This is a genomic window from Lutibacter oceani, from assembly GCF_003384935.1.
Classification (GTDB): domain Bacteria; phylum Bacteroidota; class Bacteroidia; order Flavobacteriales; family Flavobacteriaceae; genus Lutibacter; species Lutibacter oceani.
The window spans coordinates 1,002,233-1,022,879 of record NZ_QTTQ01000009.1; the positions used below are offsets into that span (position 1 = coordinate 1,002,233).

At 28.3% G+C, this 20,647-nt stretch carries 19 protein-coding genes; 4 read left to right on the forward strand and 15 right to left on the reverse strand.

The features are described 5' to 3' along the window. Nucleotides 1-4 precede the first annotated feature (4 nt). The 4 genes from BX611_RS04390 to BX611_RS04405 form a co-directional block, all read right to left on the reverse strand. Nucleotides 5-1,243 (reverse strand): alginate export family protein, encoded by a 1,239-nt coding sequence (locus tag BX611_RS04390; protein ID WP_115878447.1) that lies wholly within the window; start codon nt 1,241-1,243, stop codon nt 5-7. Nucleotides 1,244-1,386: 143 nt separating this feature from the next. Further along, nucleotides 1,387-2,424, reverse strand: coding sequence for an NADP(H)-dependent aldo-keto reductase (locus BX611_RS04395; RefSeq protein WP_115878450.1), 1,038 nt, complete (start codon nt 2,422-2,424; stop codon nt 1,387-1,389). Nucleotides 2,425-2,485: 61 nt separating this feature from the next. Then, nucleotides 2,486-3,802, reverse strand: coding sequence for a gluconate:H+ symporter (locus tag BX611_RS04400; RefSeq protein ID WP_115878452.1), 1,317 nt, complete (start codon nt 3,800-3,802; stop codon nt 2,486-2,488). A 166-nt stretch (nt 3,803-3,968) separates the two neighbouring features. Then, complete coding sequence (locus BX611_RS04405; RefSeq protein WP_115878455.1) at nt 3,969-5,156, reverse strand: phosphoglycerate kinase; 1,188 nt, start codon at nt 5,154-5,156, stop codon at nt 3,969-3,971. Between the two features lie 145 nt (nt 5,157-5,301). Here BX611_RS04405 and BX611_RS04410 point away from each other — a divergent pair, with 145 nt between their 5' ends. Genes BX611_RS04410 through BX611_RS04420 form a run of 3 tightly spaced genes read left to right on the forward strand, consistent with a single transcriptional unit; the run spans nt 5,302 to nt 7,376 of the window. After that, nucleotides 5,302-6,444: a DNA polymerase III subunit gene (locus BX611_RS04410; RefSeq protein WP_115878457.1), complete on the forward strand. Its 1,143-nt coding sequence runs from the start codon at nt 5,302-5,304 to the stop codon at nt 6,442-6,444. 1 nt (nt 6,445) lies between these two features. Next, complete coding sequence (locus tag BX611_RS04415) at nt 6,446-6,841, forward strand: DoxX family protein (RefSeq protein WP_115878459.1); 396 nt, start codon at nt 6,446-6,448, stop codon at nt 6,839-6,841. Between the two features lie 25 nt (nt 6,842-6,866). Next, nucleotides 6,867-7,376 (forward strand): hypothetical protein, encoded by a 510-nt coding sequence (locus BX611_RS04420; RefSeq protein ID WP_115878461.1) that lies wholly within the window; start codon nt 6,867-6,869, stop codon nt 7,374-7,376. Between the two features lie 75 nt (nt 7,377-7,451). Here the strand turns inward: BX611_RS04420 and BX611_RS04425 are convergent, their stop codons facing one another. The 10 genes from BX611_RS04425 to BX611_RS04470 all read right to left on the reverse strand — a co-directional run bounded on the left by BX611_RS04425 (nt 7,452) and on the right by BX611_RS04470 (nt 17,963). Next, entirely contained in the window at nt 7,452-7,961 is a 510-nt protein-coding gene (locus tag BX611_RS04425) for an OmpH family outer membrane protein (protein WP_115878464.1), read from the reverse strand. A 230-nt stretch (nt 7,962-8,191) separates the two neighbouring features. Then, the gene (locus BX611_RS04430) at nt 8,192-9,052 is read right to left on the reverse strand and encodes a class I SAM-dependent methyltransferase (RefSeq protein WP_115878467.1); all 861 of its coding nucleotides are present in this window, start codon (nt 9,050-9,052) and stop codon (nt 8,192-8,194) included. 64 nt (nt 9,053-9,116) lie between these two features. Beyond that, a complete protein-coding gene (gene mnmG, locus BX611_RS04435) occupies nt 9,117-10,988 on the reverse strand; it encodes a tRNA uridine-5-carboxymethylaminomethyl(34) synthesis enzyme MnmG (protein WP_115878469.1) in 1,872 nt (623 codons plus the stop codon). A 28-nt stretch (nt 10,989-11,016) separates the two neighbouring features. Continuing rightward, nucleotides 11,017-11,433 (reverse strand): rRNA maturation RNase YbeY, encoded by a 417-nt coding sequence (gene ybeY / locus BX611_RS04440; RefSeq protein ID WP_115878472.1) that lies wholly within the window; start codon nt 11,431-11,433, stop codon nt 11,017-11,019. Further along, a complete protein-coding gene (locus BX611_RS04445) occupies nt 11,420-14,755 on the reverse strand; it encodes a DUF4175 family protein (RefSeq protein ID WP_115878474.1) in 3,336 nt (1,111 codons plus the stop codon). Before BX611_RS04445 ends, ybeY begins: the two co-directional genes overlap by 14 nt. 48 nt (nt 14,756-14,803) lie before the next feature. Further along, nucleotides 14,804-15,445 (reverse strand): response regulator transcription factor, encoded by a 642-nt coding sequence (locus BX611_RS04450; protein ID WP_115878477.1) that lies wholly within the window; start codon nt 15,443-15,445, stop codon nt 14,804-14,806. Between the two features lie 9 nt (nt 15,446-15,454). Continuing rightward, a complete protein-coding gene (locus BX611_RS04455) occupies nt 15,455-16,231 on the reverse strand; it encodes a sensor histidine kinase (RefSeq protein ID WP_115878479.1) in 777 nt (258 codons plus the stop codon). 3 nt (nt 16,232-16,234) lie between these two features. Continuing rightward, complete coding sequence (locus BX611_RS14960) at nt 16,235-16,429, reverse strand: hypothetical protein (protein ID WP_147296399.1); 195 nt, start codon at nt 16,427-16,429, stop codon at nt 16,235-16,237. Between the two features lie 467 nt (nt 16,430-16,896). Continuing rightward, the gene (locus BX611_RS04465) at nt 16,897-17,394 is read right to left on the reverse strand and encodes a hypothetical protein (protein ID WP_147296400.1); all 498 of its coding nucleotides are present in this window, start codon (nt 17,392-17,394) and stop codon (nt 16,897-16,899) included. 137 nt (nt 17,395-17,531) lie between these two features. Further along, on the reverse strand, nt 17,532-17,963 hold the full coding sequence (locus BX611_RS04470) for a hypothetical protein (protein ID WP_115878485.1): 432 nt from the start codon (nt 17,961-17,963) through the stop codon (nt 17,532-17,534). A 449-nt stretch (nt 17,964-18,412) separates the two neighbouring features. On the opposite strand from BX611_RS04470, the gene gltX reads away from it, so the two are divergent. After that, nucleotides 18,413-19,939, forward strand: coding sequence for a glutamate--tRNA ligase (gene gltX / locus BX611_RS04475; RefSeq protein ID WP_115878487.1), 1,527 nt, complete (start codon nt 18,413-18,415; stop codon nt 19,937-19,939). 161 nt (nt 19,940-20,100) lie between these two features. Here the strand turns inward: gltX and BX611_RS04480 are convergent, their stop codons facing one another. Continuing rightward, entirely contained in the window at nt 20,101-20,646 is a 546-nt protein-coding gene (locus BX611_RS04480) for an acyl-CoA thioesterase (RefSeq protein ID WP_115878489.1), read from the reverse strand. Nucleotide 20,647: the final 1 nt, after the last annotated feature.

Consider the following 20,647-nt stretch of genomic DNA (forward strand, 5'->3'; position numbering starts at 1 on the left):
ATTATTATTTTGACTGAAACATTGTTGGCTTTATTGTTACCATTAACCAAGCCCAGTTATTTCCATTTCCGTCTGTATTGTTTTTAATTACTTCTAATCCTTCTGAAGCAAACATTTGAGAATAACCAGCTCCAATAGTAATGTCTTTATTAAATTTATATGAATACACTAAATCAAGTTCAGTTCCTAACCCTTTATCAACATTTGCAGCAATTTCAGCTTGTGAAGAGAAACTATGTAAAAAGGCTGTTAAGCTAGATTTTTCACCTAATTTAGTGCTTAATTTTGCATAAATATCAACCAAACCAACACTGTTTACATGATTTCCAACATAGAAATAATCCATAAATCCGTTGAATTTGTGGTTTGTTCCGTAGAAAGGTGTAAAAGCTTTGTTTTCAGAAGCATCACCATCATAATCATTACCTGATTGCATTTCAAAACCTACTCCTAAGTTTACTTTTGAAGAAGCTTTATATCCTAAATCTAACCCTACTAAATAAGCGCTTAAATCACTATCTGCAACATCTTTTCCTGTTTGTAAATAAGCGTTTGCATTAATACTTAACGCACTAGATGCTTTAAAATTAAAATGAGTTCCTAATGTTTGACTGTATTTAATTTCCTCATCAGTAATATTTTGTAAACCGTTATTTAAAAGTAAAAAACTTGCATTTACTTTACTCCAGTTTTTATGAAACCAAGCATATTGCATTGCTTTGTAATTTCCACCTATGGTATAAATATTTCCAAATAATGCTTCAGTATCTTGGTTGTATGCAATCCCTAAATCTAATTTGTAGTTCTCATTTCCAAATTTGAAGATTGCTGCATCATGACTTCTACCTTGTTGAGCCCAACCAACATTACCAAACAGGCGGCTATCATCATAAATAATTTCTTGACGGCCTAATTTTACAGAGAAATTTGGACTAAATTTTACTTGTCCCCAAGCTTCATGTAAAGCTAAACTATTCCCATTATCAGCTAATTGTTTTACATCTCCCCAAACTCTTATATCTTGCAAGCTTATAAAAAATGTATAATCTTCAGAAATAAACTGGGTGTTTAAACGCGTACGTTGTGACACAAATAAGGCTGCATCGGAACCATCAGCAGTTAAGGTTTTATATCCATTTCTATACTCTGTTCTTGGCCTTAATTCACCACTAATGGTTAATTGAGCATAACTATTTACTGCCGATAAAATAAATAAGGCAACTATTAAATTTTTGAATTTCATTTTTGAATTTGAATTAATTGTTTTAAATCAAGGACAAAAAAAGATAAAAATCTAAACATAAATTATGATTAATATCAGTTATTAAGATATTTTTATCTTTTATTAAGATCATGTTAATAAAGGATAATCATTATTTGATTTATTTAAGGTGCAGTATTTGGCTGTAGTTCTTGAATTTTATCTATTTTTTCAAGTGTTTCTTGAGAAAGTTCCACATGAATACTTTCAATATTTTCTTTTAATTGCTCCATTGTTGTAGCTCCAATAATATTAGAGGTAACAAATGGCTGCTGATTTACAAAAGCCAATGATAAATGTGCTAAACTAAGGTTTAGTTCTTTTGCCAAATCTGCATACATTTTTGTAGCAAGTATAGATTGTTCGCTATTGTACCTTGAAAACTGAGGAAATAATTTAATACGTGAACCTTCAGGCATTTTACCATTTAAAAATTTACCCGATAACCTACCAAACGCCATTGGCGAATAAGCTAATAAACCAACATTCTCACGCATTGAAACTTCAGCTAAATTTACTTCAAACAACCTGTTTAGTAAAGAATATGGATTTTGAATGGTTTTGCAACGTGTTAAATTATGTTTTGAACTTTCTGATAAATGACGCATTACACCCCAAGAAGTTTCATTTGAAACTCCATAATGACGAATTTTTCCTTCTTGTACTAAACTATCTAATTTTTCTATAACTTGTTGAAAATTATCTTCCCATTGTTCATTTGGATTGTGTACATAATTTCTTTTTCCAAAGAAATTTGCATTTCTATCTGGCCAATGCAATTGGTATATATCTAAATAATCAGTTTGTAAGCGTTTTAAACTTTTTCCTATAGCATCATCAATTGCCTCATTAGAAAAACCCATATTATCTCTAATATAGCTTAATCCAGGGCTTGGACCCGCAATTTTTGTTGCTACAACTAAATCTTCACGCTTTTTATTTTTTAACCAAGTTCCTATAAAACGTTCCGTACTTCCCTGAGTTTCCTCTCTTCCTGGAACTGAATACATTTCAGCAGTATCTATAAAATTTATTCCTTGTTCAACAGCGTAATTTAATTGTTCATGAGCATCATTTTCAGTATTTTGCTCACCAAAAGTCATAGTTCCTAAACAAATTTTACTAACTTTTATATCGGTATTTGGTATTTTTGAATATTTCATAATATATATTGAAACTTATATTTATTTTACAAGCGAATTTAAAAAATTAAAAAGGAAAAAATTATACAAAATAGCTTAAAATTAAAACTCCAATAATTCCTGTAACAGAAACTATAGTTTCCATTATAGACCACGTTTTAAGGGTGTCTTTTACTGATAAATTAAAGTATTCTTTAAACATCCAAAAGCCAGAATCATTTAAATGAGAAAACATTAAACTCCCTGATCCAGTTGCTAACACCATTAAACTTGGATCTGCGCCTGTTTGTGCAATTAAAGGAAATACAATTCCAGCACTTGTTAAACCTGCAACTGTGGCTGAACCAACACAAACTCTAATTACCGCGGATATTCCCCAAGCTAAAATTAAAGGAGATGCATCTAACGTAATTAAATTATCAGCAATTATTTGACTTACGCCACTTTCAATTAAAATTTGTTTTAATGCTCCTGCTCCACCTATAATTAACATAATCATTGCAATTCCTTTTACTCCTTCTAAAAGAGATTCTGAAACCTCATTCATTGTTTTATTTCTTCGTATTCCCAAAATATAAATTGCAACTACCACCGAAATTAACATTGCTATAAAGGGATCGCCTAAAAAACCTAAAACTTTTCCAATAACTGAATTATTATCAACAAAAAAATTGAATCCAGCTGTTAATGCTAATAAAATAACGGGTAATAATGCTGAAAATACACTAGCTACTAGACTTGGCATTTCATCTTCTTTTAAAGCTTTTGGATTAAAAAAAGCTTCTAATGGTTTTGGGTTGTATTTTTTCAAGGTTCTTGAAAATACTGGACCTCCTAAAATAATTGCAGGAATTGCAACAATAATTCCATACAATAATGTGGTTCCTAAATCTGCTCCAAAAGTTTCAGCTAAAGCTGATGGAGCTGGATGTGGAGGTAAATAACCATGAGTTACGGAAAGGGAAGCCAATATTGGCAAACCCACATATAACAGCGGCAATTTTGTTCTTGCTGCAACAGAAAAAACCAATGGAACCAAAATTACAAACCCAACAGAATAAAACATTGGAATACCAACAATAAATCCAGTTAAAACTAATGCCCATTGAATGTATTTTTCTCCAAATGCATCAATTAAACTTGTTGTTATTCTTTGTGCAGCACCACTATCTGCAACAATTTTTCCTAACATTGCACCAAAACCAAGAATAATAACAAGAAAACCTAACGTATTTCCAATTCCAGTTTTTACTGCATTTGTTACTGTAGAAATATCCATTCCCAATGCTAAACCAATGGTAACAGAAACAATAATAAAAGTTATAAATGTATTGAGTTTAAAATATCCTATTAAAAAAATGAGCAATAGAATTCCAAGGAGAACAATAACTAATGACATAATTTTTATTTGGTTTGTTGGTTAAGATTGCTAAAAATAGCATTTATATTTTAGAACAACTAAACAGCTTAGTTTCTAAATTAAAAAACCATTATCTAAATTAATAGAAAATGGTTTTTAATATAATTGAAGAAACCCTGCGACAGGCTCAGGGTGACGTTTTATTTTATTTCAAAATAGCTTCAATACCTGGTAATGTTTTACCTTCTAAGCTTTCTAACATTGCTCCTCCACCAGTAGAAACGTAACTTACTTTATCAGCAAATCCAAATTGTTTTACAGCTGCAACGGAATCACCACCACCAACTAATGAAAATGTTCCGTTTTTTGTTGCGTTTGCTATTGAATTTCCAAGAGCAATAGTTCCTTTTGCAAAAGCTTCCATTTCAAAAACACCTAAAGGACCATTCCAAAGAATTGTTTTAGATTCATTTACTATTTTATCAAATATTTCTCTTGATTTTGGTCCGGCATCAACACCTTCCCAACCATCAGGAATATTATATATATCACAAACCTGAGTATTTGCATCGTTACTAAAATCATCAGCAGCAATTACATCAACAGGAATATGAACTTGCACCCCTTTTGCTTTTGCTTGTTTTAAAATATCTAAGGCTAATTCTTGCTTATCATCTTCACAAATAGAGTTTCCTATTTTTCCTCCTTGAGCTTTAATGAATGTAAAACTCATTCCTCCTCCAATAATTAAATGATCTACTTTGTCTAAAATATTTTCAATAACTGTAATTTTTGAAGACACTTTTGCACCTCCTAAAATAGCTAAAACTGGTTTTTCACCTTCTTCTAATATTTTTTTAAGACTTACAATTTCTTGAGCTAATAGTGCTCCAAAACACTTATTTCCCGGGAAAAATTGAGCAACAATTGTTGTTGAAGCATGTGCTCTATGCGCAGTACCAAAAGCATCGTTTACATAAACATCTCCTAACTTAGAAAGTTGTTTTGCAAAATCAACATCACCTGATTTTTCTTCATCATGAAAACGCAAATTTTCAAGTAATAAAACTTCACCCATTTTTAATTCAGATACTGCCTTTTCAGCAATTTCACCTACACAATTTGAAGCAAATTTCACTTCCACTCCAATAATTTCAGAAACTTTATTAATAATATGTTTTAATGAATATTTATCTTCAGCACCTTTTGGACGTCCTAAATGAGACATTAAAACAACTGCTCCTCCGTCTTCTAAAATTTTAATAATGGTTGGTTTTGCAGCTTCAATTCTTGTTGCATCCGTTACATTAAAATTTTCATCTAATGGTACATTAAAATCCACACGTATTAATGCCTTTTTCCCTTCAAAATTGATGTCTTGTATTGTTTTCATTTTCAATAATATTTTGTTCAACAAATATAACTTAATTTACACTATTACTTATAGTTTTTTACGAAACCGATTTCACTATTAGCCATTTAAAGTTTCAATATTTAATTATTATACTAATTGCCGAAAATGTTTTACTTTCGCTTTAATGAATTTTTCGGATATTTTAGGACAAGAGCATTTAAAAAGTCATTTGGTAAAATCTACCGATAATGGCAGGGTTTCTCACGCCCAATTATTTGTTGGAAAAGAAGGTTCTGGCGTTTTATCAATGGCAATTGCCTATGCACAATATATTTTATGCAGCACCAGTAATGATAAAGAAGCTTGTGCTTTAAAATGTTCAAAATTAATGCATCCCGATTTGCATTTTGCATTTCCGGTTGCCTCAAATGACACTATAAAAAGCAAACCGGTAAGTAATTTATTTTTAGAAGATTGGCGAAAATTTATTGAATTAAATCCTTATGGAAATTTATTTGAATGGTTACAATCTATTGGAATTGAAAATAAACAAGGTCAAATTGGAGTTGATGAAGCCGAAGAAATAGTAAAAGCACTTCGACTAAAAAGTTATGAAGGTGGGTACAAAGTAATGATTATTTGGATGGCTGAAAAAATGAATACTTCAGCAGCAAATAAATTATTGAAATTATTAGAAGAACCTCCAAAAAAAACTGTTTTTATATTAGTTGCTGAAAATGAAGAGCAAATTATAACAACCATAAAATCTAGGTGTCAAGTATTACATTTTCCATTATTATCTGATGCAGATATTACAAAAGGCTTAATGGAAAAAGAAGGAACAGATAAACCTATTGCCGAGCAAATTGCACATCAAGCCAATGGAAACTACAATAAGGCCTTGCATTTGTTACATAACGATAATGCCGATGAACAATTTGAACAGTGGTTTATAACTTGGGTTAGAGCTGCATTTAAAGCAAAAGGTAATGCAAGTGTAATTCAAAATTTAATTACTTGGAGTGAAACTATTGCAAAAACAGGTAGAGAAACTCAAAAACGGTTTTTAAAATATTGTTTACAATTTTTTAGACAAGCAATGTTATTAAATTATAGAGCAGACTCTTTGGTTTTTTTAACTCCAAAAACTCCAGGATTTAATTTAGATAATTTTGCTCCATTTATACATAGTGGTAATATTTTGGAAATATCAGAAGAAATAAACGATGCCATTTACCACATTGAAAGAAATGGAAATGCTAAAATTATTTTATTGGATTTATCTATTAAATTAACCAGACTTTTACATATTAAAGAAGCTTCCTAAAATGTCAATTTTTAAAAATAATTCAGCTGAAATTGTAGTATTATTGTTTTTTATAATCACCTATTTTTTATCTGTTTTTGAAAAATTAGCATCTTGGAAAGAAACCATATCTTATTATTCAAACCATTTTAAAAACACCATACTTTTTAAAATGATTCCCCTATTATTAATTAACATTTTAATTTTTGAAATAGCAGCTTTAGTTTTATTAACTTTTGGTCTTTATTTTTTAGTAACAGAAAGTGATTTTAGTATCGCAAAAGTTGGATTAGAAATATCTGCAATTACCTTATTACAATTTTTAGTAGGTCAACGATTGGCAAAAGATTATCCTGGAGCAATGAATATAACAATTTACTTTATTTTAAATATTATTGGTATTTATTTATTAACATAAAACTTTGATTATGTAATTATTAGGAATAGGTTCACGCATTAAACACGGTGAATATGGTTTAGGAGTAGTTACCAATGTAACATCCAAACATTATTGGGTAACTTTTATAGAAAACGGCTTGGAAACTATTGATTTAGATTCTGAATTTGAGGTAATTGAAAGTGTTGAAGATGAAGTTGATACAATTAGTTTTTATGAAGTAGAAACTACATTAAAAAATATGCTTAAACAATGGTCTGATATTTCTGAAATTATACCTATTGGAGATCGTTGGAAAGGTGGAAAACTAATTTTAGAACCAAAAGATACGAACTTAGCAAGTAAGGAAATTCCGATTGATACTTTCTTTCATAAAATTGTAATGGTAAGAGATCGAATTCGTGTTATGGAACAAAAAATAAATTCCAGCAATTTAGATGATCAGGATAAGGTTGATTTACAACAATACATTACACGTATTTATGGAAGTTTAACAACCTTTAATATTTTATTTAAAATAAAAGAACATCAATTTTCCGGAGCAAAAATTAAGTAAAATTATTTTAATAAATAAAAAGCCTTTAACAGTGTTAAAGGCTTTTTATTTATCTATATATTAGATAATTAAATACTATTCTTTAGAGAAATCTTTATTTAAAAGTTCTAATATAGCACTGGTAACATTTAAATTATCATCACCGTACATAACCGTACCATTACCCGAAGTTCCCAAAACTAAATTAATTCCGTTTGATTTAGAATATACTGAAACAAAACTATCTACTTTTTTAGTAATTGCCTCGCTTAAAACTTGATTTTCTTGTTGTAAAGCCTGACTCGCTTGTTGTTGCATTCCTTGCAGAGCTTGATTTTCTTGTTGCAAAGCTTGCTCAGTTTCAGCACGTTTTTGAGCAGACATTTTCTGAGCAGTCTTATAATACTCTTGCACTTTTAACTGAAAAGGTGCAGAAATACTATCTAACTCTTTAGCCATTTCTTCTTGCTTTGCTTTTAATGTTTCCTCCAATGCTTTTGTTCCTTCATAATCTTTCATCAAGTCTTCAACATTTATGTATGCAATTTTTGTATGATTACAAGATGCTAAAACAATTACAAATGCTAATAATAGTAATTTTTTCATTTTTTTAAAATTTGATTGGTTTTTTTAAATTGCTGCGAATATATGAACAAAATACATAGCTTAGTTAAATTTTTTAAAATATTAGATTTCTTTATAGAAAGTAAATTAACTATAATTAAATCTTATTGAAAATAACGTTAATAACTTAATTTTTAGACAGCTTTACAAAAAGTTAAGCATAATCACTACTTTATAATTAAAAACCTTTTTAAAAGGGCTTAAATTTGATTTTAACTGTTTTTTATGATGTAAATTAAAGAAGAATACTCATTTGAACTCATGGCTTTCATATTTGAAGTTAAGCCAACATAAAAAGCTTTCAAAAAATTAGATTTTGAATTTTTATATTTCTCGCTTAATAAGGAAACATAAAATGAATCGAATTTCATTGGAAGAATTTTTTCCACATTCATTTCCTCCCTTGAAAATAGTTTCTGAATGGAATTTTTTGAAAAATGCCATAAATGTCTTGGAACATCAAAAGCTGCCCAATATTGTTTGTAGTAACTTGCATCGTAACTTTTAAAATTTGGAACAGCAATAACTAAAACTCCATTTGGTTTTAATAACAATTTTAATTTTGAAATATAAACTTCTAAGTCTGGAACATGTTCCAACACATGCCACAATGTAATTACATCAAACTGTTTTGAATTTAACACGTCTAAATCAGAAAAAATATGTGTAGATGTATTTCCAAATAATTTTGTTTCAGTTAAATTTCTAGCATTTTTATTTGGCTCAACTCCTACTACATTCCAACCATTATTTTTACAAGTCAATAAAAAATCACCTGTACCGCAGCCAACATCTAATAAATTTTTCTCCTCAGTTTTAAATGAATTAATTAGTTTTAATTTATTTTTTAAAGCAACCTTTTTTACAATTTGATATACTTTATCAACTAAAGATTTTTTAGAATCTGTATGTGAAATATAATCTTCACTTTCATAATAAGAAGCTAATTCATTTCCTTTTGGTGCAGGATGAGTTTCCAACATTTCAAACTCAGAATTATACAATAAATCAAATTTCTTATTTGAAACTGTATAATCTTTACACGTTAAAAAAAGCTCTTTTTTTGAATTCATTTTAAATAATTTCTCTCCATTTAAATTGAAATAATTGTAAACGTTCCACGTGGAACGTTTACAATTATCTTCCCATATAAACTAATAAAACAGAAATATCACTTGGAGAAACTCCGCTAATTCTACTCGCCTGGGAAATGGTTATTGGTTTGATTTTAGTTAATTTTTGACGCGCTTCAATAGATAATGATTTAACCTTTGTATAATCAAAATTAGAAGGAATTGAAACATTTTCCAGTCTATTTAATTTATCAGCCTGGTTCTTTTCCTTTTCAATATAACCAGCATATTTTACATGAACTTCAGTTTGTTCAATAATCTCATTATCTATATTATTTTCTAAAATAAAATTAGCAACAGAAGGTATTTTTTGAATATCATGAAAATCTAATTGTGGCCGGGCAGCAATCTTAAACATTTTCATAGATTGCGAAATTTTAGCAGTATTATTCTCTTCCAAAATTGGATTTATAACTTTAGGAGTTACACTAGTTTCAATTAAATATTTTACGAATAAATCTGTTTTTTCTTGCTTTTCAATAACACGATCCATTCGCTCTTTTGAAGCTAACCCGATTTCAAAAGCCATTGGGGTTAAACGTAAATCTGCATTATCTTGACGTAACAATGTTCTATATTCAGCTCTAGACGTAAACATTCTGTAAGGCTCTTCTGTGCCTTTAGTAATTAAATCATCAATCAAAACACCAATATAAGCTTCATTCCTTTTTAATATAAATGGTGCTCTATTTTGCACATTTAAAGCAGCATTAATACCTGCCATTAATCCTTGAGCTGCTGCTTCCTCATACCCAGTAGTTCCATTAATTTGACCTGCAAAATATAAATTTTTAATTAACTTAGTTTCTAACGTATGAGTCAATTGTGTTGGTGGAAAAAAATCGTACTCTATAGCATATCCATACCTAAAGAATTTTACATTTTCAAAACCTGCAACTTTTCGTAAAGCTTTATCTTGAACATCTTCTGGCAAAGAAGTTGAAAATCCATTTACATAAACCTCAACAGTATTCCATCCTTCAGGTTCAACAAATATTTGATGACGTTCTTTGGTCGCAAAACGATCGATCTTATCTTCAATAGAAGGACAATACCTTGGACCAATACTTTGTATTCTTCCATTAAACATGGGTGAACGATCAAAACCCGTTCTTAATAAATCATGTACTTCCAACGAAGTATAACTCATATAACAAGAGCGTTGTTTTTCCAAAGGTTTTGTTAAAGACAAATAAGAGAATTTTTCAGGATTTTCATCACCTGGTTGCTCAATCATTTTAGAATAATCCAAAGATCTTCCATCAACTCTTGGAGGAGTTCCAGTTTTCATTCTTCCAGATTCAAAACCAACTTTTACTAAATCTTCCGTAATCCCAATTGAAGCACTTTCACCCGCTCTACCTCCACCAAATGTTTTGTTACCAATATGGATTAAACCATTTAAAAAAGTACCGGCAGTTAAAATTACAGTTTTGGATTTTATTTCAATTCCCAGCGAAGTTTTAACACCTACTATTTTATCACCCTCAAACAATAAACCCTTCACCATGTCTTGAAAGAAGTCTACATTTTTGGTTTGTTCCAACATATTTCTCCAAGTCTCAGCAAAACGCATACGGTCACTTTGAGCACGCGGACTCCACATTGCAGGTCCTTTAGATTTATTCAACATTTTAAATTGAATAGCTGTTTCATCTGTAACAATGCCACTATATCCACCCAAAGCATCAATTTCGCGAACAATTTGCCCCTTAGCAATACCACCCATAGCGGGGTTACAACTCATTTGAGCAATATTTTGCAAACTCATTGTAATTAATAATGTATGCGCTCCCATATTTGCAGCAGCAGCAGCAGCTTCTCCACCTGCGTGACCACCACCTACAACTATAACATCATATTCTGTACTAAACATAATTTTTAATTTTGTTCCACGTGGAACGTTATTTATGCGGTAATAATTTTAAACAATTATCTTCTTCAAACCTCATTTTCATTTTCTCTTCATCAGATTTATCTTTAAAACCCATATAATGTAAAATGCCGTGAATTATCACTCTATTTATCTCATTTTCAAGTGTTTGGTTGAATTCTTGAGCATTTTCTTTTACTCTTTCAATAGAAATAAAAATATCACCACTTATAAGCTTACCTAAAGTATAATCAAAACTAATAATATCAGTTAAAGTGTCATGCTCTAAAAATTCAACATTCAATTTTAACAAGTAATCATCGTCACAAAAAATATAATTAACTTCACCTTCAGTAAAGCCATAATTAGCAATACAACTTGAAATCCATTGCTGAATTCTTTGTTCATTCTCTAACTTGAAATCTGTTTCGTAATTAAATTGAATCATTCTTTTGAACAGTTTTAAAATACTCTTGTACTTTTATTTTATAAATTGAGCGCAAAGGTAATGATTGTCTGTTTAATATTTCGTTATAATTAAAATACTGATTTTTGAATTTTAATTTATCAATACTACGTTTTTCAAAAGATTGAATATTCGTGTTAGATTTACGTTTTTTATCTTGTCCTTGTTCCTTAGTTGCTTTCTCTAATTTTAATAATTCATAACTTAGTTGTTGCATTTTTTCAACAACATCTTTACTGAAACCTTTCTCCAACATTTCCTTTTCTAATGCTTCCATTTTTTTTATAGCATCACCAGAACCATTTGATGGATTCACTCCATCCTCTCCTAACATCTCTTCCAACATTTCTCTCAATTTTGCTTGCTCTTTATAAATTTCAAAAAGTTCTTCATTAGTTTGCTCACTTTTTTCTTCACCATTTTCACCCTGACCTTTTTTAGAATTTTCACCCTCTTTTTCATCTCCAGACAACACTCCCTTTTTCATTCCTGCTTTCATTTTTTCCGACAATTCTCCTTGCTTTTGAATAATATCAGGTAAACTAAATTCTTGAGAACCTCCCTTTCCTTTTCCCATACTTGCAGAAGCATTCATTAAACTTTCCAATAAATTACTTAACTGATTTGCTAAATTATTAACGGAAGTTATAACAAAATGTTGGTTGGAAACACCTTGATTAGATCTGTTTTCAGCAAAATTTAATAACGATTCATCAATATTGTATTGAGCATCATTTACCTCTTTTTGAATGCTATTGCTCATTTTTACCAAACGTAAAGACAACATATAAATACTATCATCAATATGCTCAAAATACTCTTTTAAAACATGTTGCTGCTTTAAATTTTTAGGGTACTCTGGATGTGAATTATCTGAATCAGAAAATTTATTTAATAAATCTTCTTGTTGAAAAGAAAATTCAATCAAATTTTCAACAATTTTTCGTAAATCTTCAATGTTTTCATCTATAGATTCACCTTCCATCTCTAGCATAGATTGCTCCATAGATTTTCCTAATTGCTTCATTTTTTTTGAAGCAGATTTTTGATTTTTTTTCGCTTTGGATTTACTATTATTATCAGAATTCTCTAACTCTTCACTTTTATTTAATTCATCTAAAGCTTCATTTAAATCTTTATCAATTTCTTTCTTTTCATCGGAATTCTCAGGTAACTTCATTGGACGCATTAAATCATTATTTTGTTTTTTAAGCGCATCCATTTCTTTTTTTATAGCATCAAATTCTTTATTTATTTCTTCCTGCTTATTTGAAGTATTTTCATTAGTATCTTTTTTAGATAATTCATTTTCTTTATCGGCTAACTTATTCAATTTTTCAGCAATTTGATTTGCTTTTTGCTCCACATAAAATCTTTTTGTAAGCTCTAAAATGCGTTCCAAACTCTGTTCGTTTTGTTTGTTCTTTTTTGTTATTTCGTTTAATTTATCAACCAAGTCTTCTTTCTCAATTTTTTTAGATAGCTCATTTAATTCTTTTAACATTTTTTCTTGTTCAGCCAATTTTTTAGTTTCTTCAATGCGTTTTTTAAGATCATCCTTCTTTTCATTTAAATTTTTATTGTCTGGCTGATCGTTTAAATTTTGTTCTAATTGATTGGTTTGTTTTTGAAACATTTCCTGGTACTGAGATTGACGCTTAATAAATTGCTCTAATTTTTTAGTGTCGTTCCAATTAATTTCAGCTTTCTTTTGAATTTCATCTTTAAATTTATCAACTTCTGCATTCAATTTTTTTGATTTTTCTAATGTTTTAGAAATTGTATTAATGTTCTCCTCTTGCTCTTTTAATAAATCTTCATTTAATTCTTTTTCGGTTTTATTGTAATATCTAAAAACAGTACTTTTTGTTTTTTTACTACCATTAATTTTATCATTGTCAAATACTTCAAAAAATAGTTCATAATTAATACCTTCATCAATTAAAACTTCATTTGGAAAAACATAGTAAAAATCAGTAAATGAAGATTTTGTGATATTAATTACGTGTGTTTTAAGCTCTTTGGGCTTTTCGGTATCATAATATACCAACTGTAATTTATTTACGGCATAATCGTCGCTTATTTGCCCTATAAACTGAACTGGACCTCTACTAATAGAGTCTATATCTGACTTCACAATTATTTTAGGAAACTCATCAGAAATAACATTAATTTGAAAATTTAATGCTTCGTAATTTTTTAACTGTTGATTTGAAGTTGCAATTGTATAATTTACTGCTTCAGTTAACTTTTTAGAATAACTAAAAAAATTGCTTGTATTTTGTTTGAAATTAGAAATTAAATCATTTTCTAAAATAAAAGAAACTGAATCTGTTTGATGTGTTTCAATTTGCCAAGTTACCTCGGTTCCCTGTGGAACAATAGCATTACCGGTATTTTGAATTACTTCATTACGTTTACCTGTATAGCTCGGATATTTTAACACCATTTTTAAATTAGTAATAACAGGAGTTGAAATTATATTAAGCGTATAATCTTTAGAAACTATTCCGTTTGCTTCAATAAAAAAATGAATCGGTTTTTTAACATTTGTAAAATTAAATTGAAACTTACCTAATCCAATATTTTCTAAGTAATAATTTTCATTTGAAAAATGAATTGTTGCATCTTCAGGAATGGTATTACCAACGGTTTCTACTTGTAAAGAAAAAGGCGCACCTTCAACAACATTAAAAGATTCATTTAAAACACGAAATGAAAAAGGTGCTGGGGCTTCATAAGCAGTATTATAATGCACAACCCGGTTTAAACTATCATTAAAAATGGTAATATTACCTGTTATATAAACCAACAACCAGATTGCTATTGGTATTAAAGCATATTTAATATATTTTTTATTACCGGAAAAATCTACTGCGTTTTTAAAAGGAATAGGTTTAAGCTCGTTAGATTTTTGCGCTATACTTGCATTTATAAGATCCGAATTTTGCTGCATATTTTTTAATTGCAACATATTTAACAACTTATCTTTTACTTCAGGAAAATGTTTACCAATAATTATGGAAGCATCTACCTCTGAAATGCCTTTTTTAATTCCGTAAATTTTAAATATTGGTATAAGTATGTAAAATAGAATTAATAAAATTTCAACCAATACAAATAGCCAAAATAACAAGGTTCTTGCAACTGGTTTTAGCCACAAAAAATATTCAATAAGCAGGGTAAAAATTAAGTATAAAAGTCCTGTAGAAAAAAACAATAACAACCCTTTAATAAGTTCATTTGTATAGTACCTTTTAATAAACTTCTGAAGTTTTGCTTGTATGTTTTTAAAATTGCTCAAATCCTTATTTTATAACCTTTATAACGGCTAAAAATAACGAAAAATACATTAAAGTATTACAATTTTTTCTTTAATAGCGTATAATACGAGTCCTATCCGTGTTTTTACTTCCAGCTTTTCAAACAATGCTTCTCTATAATTTTCTATTGTTTTCGGACTTAAACACATTACTTCAGCAATTTCTTTATAGGTTCTTTCAGAAACCGTTAATTTTAAAAATTCTAATTCTCGATCTTTTAAACTAACATTATTAGGCGCTGCATTTTGAATTGAATTTAATAAGGTATTTGTAACATTTTCAGTATAATAAAATCCGTTAGAATACACTTCTTTTAGTGCGTGTCGCAGTATATTTGGATGAATATCTTTTAATAAATATCCTTTGGCACCGGCACGTAACATTTTTAAAATTGTTACTTCATCACATTCCATAGATAATGCCAATACTTTAATATCTGGAGCATTATTTTTTAACCAATTGGTGGCTTCAATTCCATTTACAATTGGCATTTGAATATCCATTAAAATTATTTCAGGTTGTTGGTTATTGTTTGAAATATAGTCTATTACTTCTTTACCATTATTTAAAACCTTTAAAACATTAAATTCATCAAAATTTGAAACTAATCCGTTAAGTGCTTGTGAAAATAGTAAATGATCATCTACAATAATTATATTTATTGGATTCATAGGCTTTTTTTATTTAGGACAACTAATATATAACTTAGTTCCTATATTTTCTTCAGATTTTAAATCTATTTCCGCACCAATTAATTTTCCCCTGCTTTTTATATTTAATAAACCAATTCCGTTTTGTTTAGATGTATCATTTACATTAAAACCAATTCCGTTATCTTGAGCAGTAATTTCTAGGTGATTGTTGGCAAAATTTAATTGAATATTTAATTTTTCAGCTTTAGAATATTTTAAGGTATTATTACAAAACTCCTGTAAAATTCTAAACAAAATAATTTCTTTTTCATTACTTAAATCAAACGGTTCGTTAGTAATATTTAAAGATGCTTCTAATACATTTAAACGATTAAACCGATTAACCTCTAACTGTAAAGAATCAATTAAACCTTTGTTTTTAATAGTTTCAGGATTTAATGATTTTGCTAAACCGCGAAGTTCCTCTAAACTTTTACCAACAATTTGTCCGGTTTCCTGAATTTTAATTTGTTGCTCATTAGGTAAACTCATTTGCACAATGTTCAATTGCATTTTTGCAACAGAAAGTAATTGCCCAATATTGTCATGAATTTCCCAACTTATATTTTTTAATGCCTGCTCCTGAATTTCAATTCTAGATTTATTTATTTCCTCCTCAAATTTCTTTTGAATCTCCTTTTGTTTTAAAATGTAAGCAACTTTTTTCTTCTGAAAATACAATAAGAAAACTACTAAAGTAGCTGCTAATACAATTACAATAATTGTAACCGCTAAAACTAAAATTTGAATTTCCTTTTGATCCATAATTTATTTATTATACTCTTTTTTACTTATTATAAATCCGATAGTAAAGAAACCGTACATAATTATATTTAAACCTAGTATAATATAATCAAATAAACCTCTATAATTAAAAAATTTTGCCATAATTTGAATTGGTATAATTCCTATATAAAATAACAATGTACCTGTGCAAATCCAAAATAATAATAGTTTATTCATTTTTAAAATTAAATCACTTTTTAAAAGTTCAAAGAGTAACATAATAATTCCAAGACTGTTAAATAGAAATGCAAACAGAAAAGAATATGTTTGAATCCTATTTATTGAATCTTGTATAACAAAAAAGTCATATAAAAAAAACAGTAAGAAAAGTGTAAAAAATACTTTTATATAAATAATGTTCTTTTTTATATAAAATTTAAATAAAAAAAAATAAAAAAAAACATTTACTAAAGCATAAAAATTATAAATAAAGCTGGTTGATTGTTTTGGTATAGTACCTATATAAAAAGCAGCTGATTCTGTAAAGCAGGTATACCATAAAAAAAATAAAAAATACTTTAGAAAGGTATGTTTATATTTTTTAAAAGTAACTGTACCAACAAATGCAGGTATAAATGTTAAAATTATAAATATATAAGATGATAGCATAAAATTAATATTTTGATTTACTTTTGATTCATAATTTATTTATTAAACTCTTTTTTACTTGCTATAAAACCAGTAATAAAAAAGCTTGCCATTATTAAATTTAAACTTAGTATAATAACATCCCATACGCCACGATATTCAATAATTCTTGCAATTACAAAAATTGGAATCATTCCAATATTAAAAAAAAGAACTCCTAAACTTATCCAAAAATAGATGGAAGTATTTAAACCTAGTACTGCTTCACTTTTTAATAATTCGGTAAAATAAAGCATAACAACTATTACAATAAAAGTACTCCCAATTATAACATTGGCATTTAAACCTATTTCAATAAAATTATTATAAAACGTAATATCTATAATTGATATAATGCTATAAATAACTATTATGGTTTTTATAATATTTCTTTTAAAGGTGTTTTTAATTAAACTTAAAAAGAAAAAGAAATAAAAATAACTATTTAAAAAATTCCATAAATTATAAATAAAAGAAGTATTTTTTCGATAAACTACACCAATAAAATAACCCATTATTTCAGTAACTAAAGAATAAACCAAAAAGGTTAAAAATAGTTTTAAATAAAAATTATTTTTAACCTTTTTAAAATTTAAAATACCAAAAAGAATGATAATTATATAAATTAATGGGTATATAAATTCAATATATTTCAAATCTCCTGTGGATATTCAGAAGAAGGGGGATCACTTTGTTGACCAAAATTCAACCCATCAACATCACTAATATCCGTATTTACTCCAACCGCAACATCATCGTTTTGGTATGAACCAGGTACTAATCTTGTTGGAACAAAAAACACGGTACTAGTATTACTTTTTTCAGTTTCAACAGGTTTTTTACCATAAGCCCCAAAATAAACTCTTATACCATTTGCATCCGGTGCCTTACTTTCTAAATAAGCTAGGTAATTCTTAATTTCTTCTAAAGAAAACCAGCTAGATAAAGCATCCTTTTTTTTAGGATTACCTGATTCTTCCTTTACTATTTTATTTAAATCTTTAGAACGAGTTTTAATAAATTCTTGATTCAACTTTTTTGCTTCTTCAGGTGTAATAAGTCCATTTGGTAATTTTAAACCCATATTTTAATAATTTTATTTTAAAGTTTTAAAGTTAAGCAATTATTTTAATTGAACTAAAAAATAAGGGGGTATTTCCCCTTTTAAAAACAAACATCAAACACTACTTTTACATTAGTATTTAATCATCAATATGTTTAACAAAAAAACATTACCAAAACGATATTCAAAGTTAATTAAAGTAGTAATTTTTATTCTGTTTTTAATATTAAATTTTTATTTTTTGAATAAAATAACAAGTAGCAGTAAAGCAGAACATAGTATTGAAGAAAATATAAGAAATTAAAATATATGTATAGTCCCCAAATTAACGCATTCTTTGATTTAATCAAAGGGTTCTTAAAATCATTTATTGGGCTGATTTTAAAGGTTGCTTTTTAGCAACCTTTTTTTTGTAATATAAATGGGTGTATTTATATTGTTAAATTATCTTTGCACTTTAAAACTGATTAATAATGAACAATGTTAGAGTACGATTTGCCCCAAGCCCAACGGGACCATTACATATTGGTGGAGTAAGAACTGCCCTTTTTAACTATTTATTTGCTAAAAAAAACAACGGTACTTTTATTTTACGAATTGAAGATACGGATCAAACCCGTTATGTTGCAAATGCTGAACAATATATAATTGATGCTTTAAACTGGTGTAATATTCCTTATGATGAAGGACCCAATAAAAATGAAAAATTTGGACCATATCGTCAATCTGAACGTAAAGAATTGTATAAAAAATATGCAGAAGAATTAATTTCAAAAGGAAAAGCTTATTACGCTTTTGATACCGCTGAACAATTAGATTTTCATAGAAAAGATCACGAAGAAAAAGGAAAAACTTTTATTTACAACTGGCATAATAGAGCAAAACTTACAAATTCTATTTCACTTACAAAAGAAGAAGTTGATAAACGTATTGCAAACGGTGATAAATATGTAGTTAGGTTTAAAATGTACGATCCTAATGAAGAAACTGAAACCATAGAATCTAACGATATAATTAGAGGTCATGTTTCTTTTAAAAAGGAAATTTTAGACGATAAAATTCTTTTTAAAAGCGACGGAATGCCAACCTATCATTTAGCTAATATAGTTGATGATCACTTAATGGAAATAAGCCATGTAATTCGTGGTGAAGAATGGTTACCTTCTCTTCCACTTCACATAGCATTATACCAAGCATTTGGTTGGCAAGCTCCAGAATTTGCTCATTTACCATTAATACTTAAACCTGTTGGAAAAGGAAAATTAAGTAAGCGTGATGGTGATAAATTAGGGTTTCCTGTTTTTCCTTTGGAATATAAAAATTCCGTAACTAACGAAATTTCTAGCGGATACAAAGAAGAAGGGTATTTCCCGGAAACAGTAGTTAATTTTTTAGCACTATTAGGCTGGAATCCAGGAACTGAACAAGAATTATTTACATTAGAAGAATTAGTACAATCGTTCGATTTAAGTCGTGTAAATAAATCTGGAGCTCGTTTTGATCCAGACAAAACAAAGTGGTTTAATCAACAGTATATGATGAAAAAATCAGATGCTGAATTGGCTGAATTATATACTCCTATTTTAACTAAAAAAGGAATATTAAAAGAAAGTTCTTTTATTGTAAAAGTAGTTTCTTTAATAAAAGAAAGAGCCACTTTTGTTTCAGATTTTTGGGATTTAAGCAACTTCTTTTTTGAAGCTCCAATTGAGTATGATTCAAAAGCATCAAAGAAAAACTGGAAAGAAGATACTGCAGGTTTAATGAAAGAATTAATTTTAGTATTAGAAAAAATTGAAGATTTTAATTCTCAAAACATTGAAAATAATGTAAAAGAATGGATTACTTCAAAAGAAATTGGTTTTGGAAAAATAATGCAGCCTTTTAGATTAAGTTTAGTGGGCGCAATGAAAGGTCCTCACCTATTTGATATTGCTGAAATGATTGGAAAAGAGGAAACTATAATTAGAATTACTAAAGCAATAGAAACTTTATAAATTACATTAATAGTAGAATAAATATAAAAAAGGCTGTTTTAAAGTAAAATTTTCATCAACCTGAATTTATTTTAGGTTCTGATAGTGATTGATTATCGGTAGAATGAGATTCTGAAATAAATTCAGAATGACGGGTTTCAAAATTTTTATAACAGCCTTTTTTATATTTCAATTTTTACATTGTAGTCTTTTAAAACATCTTTATATTTTTCAGCTTCAAAATTCTCTGCACTAAATTCAATTTTACGTTTATTTCGCATTTTAATATGTTTTATTGAACGTAAAAACCTTCGAATTCCATTTTTATCTGAAATTATTAAACCCGGTACCTTTACTCCTTTTCCATTTTCATCTTTTGCAACCATTGAAAAATAGGATGAATTACAATGCTTAACTTCACCTGTTCTAATATTTTGAGATTCAACTCTTATACCAACAACCATTGATGAGTTACCAACATAATTAACCTGCGCTCGCAACGTTAACAACTCTCCTACTTCAATAGAATTTAAAAAATCAACTCTATTTACAGATGCTGTTACACAATATTCACCTGAAAATTTAGAAGCTGAAGCAAAAGCCGCTTTATCCATTAAAGATAAAATAAAACCTCCATGAATTTTTCCACTAAAGTTAGAATGTGACGGGAGCATTAATTCTGTTAAAATAATTTCCGAATCTTCTGGTTTTTTAAAAATTTGATCCATA

What these genes read in the sequence shown, in the direction of transcription:
- BX611_RS04390 (WP_115878447.1), bottom strand. Translation starts at nt 1,243, where the DNA reads ATGAAATTCAAAAATTTAATAGTTGCCTTATTTATTTTATCGGCAGTA.
- BX611_RS04395 (WP_115878450.1), bottom strand. Translation starts at nt 2,424, where the DNA reads ATGAAATATTCAAAAATACCAAATACCGATATAAAAGTTAGTAAAATT.
- BX611_RS04400 (WP_115878452.1), bottom strand. Translation starts at nt 3,802, where the DNA reads ATGTCATTAGTTATTGTTCTCCTTGGAATTCTATTGCTCATTTTTTTA.
- BX611_RS04405 (WP_115878455.1), bottom strand. Translation starts at nt 5,156, where the DNA reads ATGAAAACAATACAAGACATCAATTTTGAAGGGAAAAAGGCATTAATA.
- BX611_RS04410 (WP_115878457.1), top strand. Translation starts at nt 5,302, where the DNA reads ATGAATTTTTCGGATATTTTAGGACAAGAGCATTTAAAAAGTCATTTG.
- BX611_RS04415 (WP_115878459.1), top strand. Translation starts at nt 6,446, where the DNA reads ATGTCAATTTTTAAAAATAATTCAGCTGAAATTGTAGTATTATTGTTT.
- BX611_RS04425 (WP_115878464.1), bottom strand. Translation starts at nt 7,961, where the DNA reads ATGAAAAAATTACTATTATTAGCATTTGTAATTGTTTTAGCATCTTGT.
- BX611_RS04430 (WP_115878467.1), bottom strand. Translation starts at nt 9,052, where the DNA reads ATGAATTCAAAAAAAGAGCTTTTTTTAACGTGTAAAGATTATACAGTT.
- mnmG (WP_115878469.1), bottom strand. Translation starts at nt 10,988, where the DNA reads ATGTTTAGTACAGAATATGATGTTATAGTTGTAGGTGGTGGTCACGCA.
- ybeY (WP_115878472.1), bottom strand. Translation starts at nt 11,433, where the DNA reads ATGATTCAATTTAATTACGAAACAGATTTCAAGTTAGAGAATGAACAA.
- BX611_RS04450 (WP_115878477.1), bottom strand. Translation starts at nt 15,445, where the DNA reads ATGAATCCAATAAATATAATTATTGTAGATGATCATTTACTATTTTCA.
- BX611_RS04455 (WP_115878479.1), bottom strand. Translation starts at nt 16,231, where the DNA reads ATGGATCAAAAGGAAATTCAAATTTTAGTTTTAGCGGTTACAATTATT.
- BX611_RS14960 (WP_147296399.1), bottom strand. Translation starts at nt 16,429, where the DNA reads ATGAATAAACTATTATTATTTTGGATTTGCACAGGTACATTGTTATTT.
- BX611_RS04465 (WP_147296400.1), bottom strand. Translation starts at nt 17,394, where the DNA reads ATGGGTTATTTTATTGGTGTAGTTTATCGAAAAAATACTTCTTTTATT.
- BX611_RS04470 (WP_115878485.1), bottom strand. Translation starts at nt 17,963, where the DNA reads ATGGGTTTAAAATTACCAAATGGACTTATTACACCTGAAGAAGCAAAA.
- BX611_RS04480 (WP_115878489.1), bottom strand. Translation starts at nt 20,646, where the DNA reads ATGGATCAAATTTTTAAAAAACCAGAAGATTCGGAAATTATTTTAACA.